Genomic DNA, 4,401 nt, shown 5'->3' with positions numbered 1-4,401 from the left:
CCGCTGTCCTACCACTAGACGAAGTCCCAATTTGCTACTTCAGCGCGCCTTTGCGCGAGAAATTACTATACGGGAGCGTTGCGGACTTTGCAAGCGTCAATTGGAAAAAATTTTCCGACGCTTGGAATTTATCGGCACGACGCCCGTGGCTCGCGCTTCTAGCCCGCCGCGCGACGCATCCCTACCGGTACCGAAGCTCAGCAAGAAGCGCCTCCCGGTCGTTCGGCAGCTCGTCGGCGAGCACCGCGTCGAGGAGCGATCGCAGCACCATGCCCACCCCCGGGCCGGGCTCGATCCCCCGCTCGCGCATGACGTCGGCGCCGTTGACCTTGAGGTCGCCGATCGCGCAGACGGCGCCGCGGGCGATCTCTGCCCTGAGCACGCGCTCCATGGCGTCGAGCTCGGCCGCGTAGCCCATGCACTTGGGCGCTTTGCCCACCGCGTCGGAGCGCTTGAGGTCGATGAGCGCGTGGGCGAGCGCTTCTCCCCTGCCGGGGCAGGCGCCCTCGAGCTTGGCGAGCATGCGGCGGATGGAGCGGACGGTCGGGTGGATGGGCAGGTCGTGCAGGCGGATGATCGCCTGGGCCTCCCGGACCGTCGAGCGCTCGATGGCCAGGCGCCCCATGACCTCGCCCGCCATGCGCGCGCCCTCCTCGGGGTGGCCGAAGAAGTGCCCGCGCCCGCCCTCGTCCACGCTCCAGCAGGCGGGCTTTGCCACGTCGTGGAGAAGCGCGGCCCAACGCAGGGCCCTCGGCGCGAAGCCGCCCGTGAACTCCTCGGCGCCGGCGCAGACGCGCGCGGTGTGCTCGAGCACGTCGTAGGCGTGGTAGGGGCTCTTTTGGTCGAAGCCGCGCATGGGCGCGAGCTCGGGGATCGCGGCGGCGAGGACTTCGAACTCGTGGCGCAGGGCCCATGCCACGCGGCCCGAGGCGAGAATCCCGTCCATTTCCTGGCCGATTCGCTCGTGCGCGATGCCCGCGAGCTCGGGCGCGCAGGCGACGAGCGCCTCCTGCGTAGCGGGCTCGATGGTAAAGCCGAGCCGGCACGCGAAGCGCACCGCACGCAACACGCGCAGCGCGTCCTCCTCGAAGCGTCGGCGGGGCTCCCCCACCGCGCGGATGACGCCGCGGCCGAGGTCTTCTTGGCCGCCATAGGGGTCCAGAAGCCCGCGCTCGGGATGGTAGGCCATCGCGTTCACGGTGAAGTCGCGCCGGGCGAGGTCCTCGCGGACGTCCTCGACGAAGCGCACCACGTCGGGATGGCGCATGTCCGAGTAGGCGCCCTCGACGCGGTAGGTGGTCGTCTCCACGGGCAGGCCATCGACGACGGCCGTCACCGTGCCGTGCTGGGCACCCGTCTCGTGGACCTCGATGCCGGCGGCACGCAGCACGCGGGCGGTCTGCTGCCAGGGCGCCGAGGTCGTCACGTCCACATCGTGGCCGGCCCCGCCCATGAGCGCGTCGCGCACGAAGCCTCCGACGACCCAGGCCTCGAACCCGGCGCCCTCGAGCGCGCGGACGACGCGCAGTGCGTAAGCGGGCACCTCAATGTGTACAGGTTTGGTGACGGCCACGTGCTTCTCCTCGGCTCGGTTGCCAGTCGAGTATAGCCCGCGAACCCCATGTGTGTCCCAAAAGTGCTGCTCCTGGTGACTGTCACCCGGCAATGGGTGTCCCCGGATAATGGGTGTCACAGAAAACTGCACGCAATGACTGTCACCCAGTGATGGGTGTCACCCAGTGATGGGCGCCCCAGGGACGAGCGAGCATCAGCGCTGCGCGTAGCGGCGTTCCTTCTCGGCATACATGCGCTGGTCGGCGAGGACGCGCACGCCCCCGAGCGTGTCCGCCTCCTCGGGGAAGGCGGCGAACCCGCAGCTCGCCCCGACCTCGATGCGCAAACCGTCGATGATGTACGGCTTGGCAATGGACCCCTCTAGGCGGCCCTTGAGCATCGCCGCGCCCTCGGGGTCTGCGTTCATGCACGCCGCGACGACGAACTCGTCGCCGCCGATGCGGAAGGCGTAGTCGCTCGAGCGGATACACCCGCGGAGCCTCTCGGCGACGGCCATGAGCAGCTTGTCGCCCACGTCGTGGCCGTACTCGTCGTTCACGGGCTTGAATCGGTCGAGGTCGAGGAAATACAGCGTAAAGGGCTCGCGGCGCCTTTCTTTGTCGTGGAGAACCTCGCTCATGCACCGTCCGTTGAAGAGCCCCGTGAGGCCGTCGGTGTTCGCGATGTTGCGCAGCTCGACCTTCTGGCCGATGTCCTGCACGGCGAGCATGACCTTGCTCACCAGCCCGTCGTCGCCCCACTCGACGGGGATGACGTTCATGACCTTATAGACGTTCTCGGTCCGGCCGCAGTACTCGATCTTGAGGAAATCGCCGTCGCGCCCGAGCTCGCGCCTAATGCGCCCCGGCGAGAGGAGCGCGCCCATCTTCACCTCCCCGTCGCCGTTCAAGACCATGTATCTACGCGACACCTCGGCAAGAAGCGCGCGGTATTTTCCGCGCTCGGGGTACAGGTCCTCCCCCAGCTGCTGCTCGCGATACTCATAAGTGTCGTTCACGAGGTCGACCAGGGCGAGCCGGTCGATAATTTGCGCCACCCCGTTGTAGAGCAGCCGGTTGAGCGCGCCCTTCTCCTCCGCCGCGCGGCGCGCCTCGACCTCGTGGGCAAGGCGGCGATGGCTGACGAGGACGATGATCGCCACGACCATGCAGGTGATCAAACAACCGATTCCCAGCATCGACAGGATCGAGACGGACTGAAGGCGCTTCGCCCCGGCTTCGACAACGTCACGGCGCACGATGCCGACGACCGAGTACCCGTCGACTCCAGAGGGCAGATACGCGAGGTACTCCTCACGGCCTCCGCTCGAGACGAGCGCGACGCCCTGCCCGCCCCCGGCGATCCCCGCGCGCACCGACTCGGCGTCCCCGTACACAAACTCCGTGTGTGCCCTCAGATATTCCGGGAGGTTCACGAACGAATCGGTCAGCTCCGTCTTTTCTTGGAGCGAGATCGCCACATCGCCCGAGGGCGTCACCACAAATGCATCGGAGCAGCCATCGTAGATCTTTGCCGAGACGAGCTCCTGGACGACGCTCGCCTTGTAGCTGACCGCGACGCCGGTGTAAGAGGTACCGTTGATCTCGACGGAATTGGAAAGCGGGACGGCGAAGGCGATCATCTGCTGGCCGGTGCTCGACAAGTATGTGCGCACCGTGCTCGTGTTCTTGGCGTACATCTCGTTGAAGACGCCCGAGATCGAGCTCGCCACGCCGCTTCTGTCGGAGGCGGTAAGAAACTCGTCCGCGCCGTTGAAGAGGTAGAAATCGTTGTAGCGCCAGTCGGTCCTCGTGTTGGCGAAGTTGGCGAACTTGTCGAACAGGTCCGGGTTCTCCGCGTTGTGCTGCAGAAACACGTCATAGTCGGACACACACGACGGGACGATGCAAAAAAAGAGACCCGCCCGTGGGCAGGTCCCTTCTCAGCTCATATAGAAATAAGGACTTAGAGCTTGTGGACGTTGGAAGCCTGGAGCTTGCCGTTCTGGCCGGTCGTGATCTCGAACTCGACAGCCTGGCCCTCGTCCAGGGTCTTGAAGCCGTCCATCTGAATCTCGGAGTAGTGGACGAACAGGTCGTCGCCATCCTCGCGAGAGATGAAGCCGTAGCCCTTGTCCGGGTTGAACCACTTAACAGTACCCTGTGCCATGTCGTGCCTTTCGTTCTTAGCCCCGCGGGGCCAAATGCTGCGCCCGGGTAGGACGCGATACCTTGCGGCGGAATCGCCACTTGTTTATGGTACCCCGAAAACGCTCACGGCATGCCGAGAAACCCGCAACTCGAGTTTTAAACCGCCCACGGTCCTTGCATCTCCGTGAGTGGTCGGGCAAAGAAGCCGGCTCCTCAACGACTCTTCAATCCGAACATCGCTCGCATGCGATTAGGAAGAAGCCCGATGAGGCCCACAAGCACGAGCGGACCAGCGACGTTTATCGCTAAAACCGGCAGCCAAGAGGTGATCACCACGCCGCAGCGACGCTCGAGCAAAGCACTGATTTCGGCCCATAGGAGTAGAAAAACAAGGTGCATACAAAGCAGCGGCAACGTAATCTTGCCAATCAGCTCAAGAGGCCTCATGGCGTGAGCGAACTTGTCGCAAAGCACTTTTGATGCCTTGATAAGCAGTATTGCGAGGCAAATACCTCCGGCAACGTTAAGGAAACCTGCCGGGTATTTGTTCTCGACCATATAAGCGCCGCCGCCGAACAAGCCCGCGTAAAGTCCAATTCCACCCATCGCGATGAGGAGGGGCACCGGTATGGCGCCGCGCTCGAGCAGCCCCTCATCATGCAGGAGGCGTCCTACATACATAAAGAGAACGCCGCAC

Annotated in this window: 4 protein-coding genes; all 4 read right to left on the bottom strand. The window is 64.5% G+C overall.

The features are described from left to right. Positions 1-181: 181 nt before the first annotated feature. Positions 182-1,573 carry a CCA tRNA nucleotidyltransferase gene (locus ACT84W_RS09600; protein ID WP_432291418.1) on the bottom strand — a complete coding sequence of 464 codons (1,392 nt, stop codon included), beginning with the start codon at positions 1,571-1,573 and terminating at the stop codon, positions 182-184. A gap of 195 nt (positions 1,574-1,768) precedes the next feature. Beyond that, positions 1,769-3,445 carry a diguanylate cyclase gene (locus ACT84W_RS09595; protein WP_444329041.1) on the bottom strand — a complete coding sequence of 559 codons (1,677 nt, stop codon included), beginning with the start codon at positions 3,443-3,445 and terminating at the stop codon, positions 1,769-1,771. A 74-nt stretch (positions 3,446-3,519) separates the two neighbouring features. Beyond that, complete coding sequence (locus ACT84W_RS09590) at positions 3,520-3,723, bottom strand: cold-shock protein (protein ID WP_117204709.1); 204 nt, start codon at positions 3,721-3,723, stop codon at positions 3,520-3,522. Positions 3,724-3,917: 194 nt separating this feature from the next. Then, positions 3,918-4,401 (bottom strand): hypothetical protein (locus ACT84W_RS09585; RefSeq protein WP_444329040.1); only part of this gene is annotated, 484 nt, incomplete at its 5' end.

The sequence above is a fragment of the Paratractidigestivibacter sp. genome, from assembly GCF_052362415.1.
Classification (GTDB): Bacteria; Actinomycetota; Coriobacteriia; order Coriobacteriales; family Atopobiaceae; genus Paratractidigestivibacter.
This window is presented reverse-complemented; position numbering and strand designations above follow the sequence as displayed.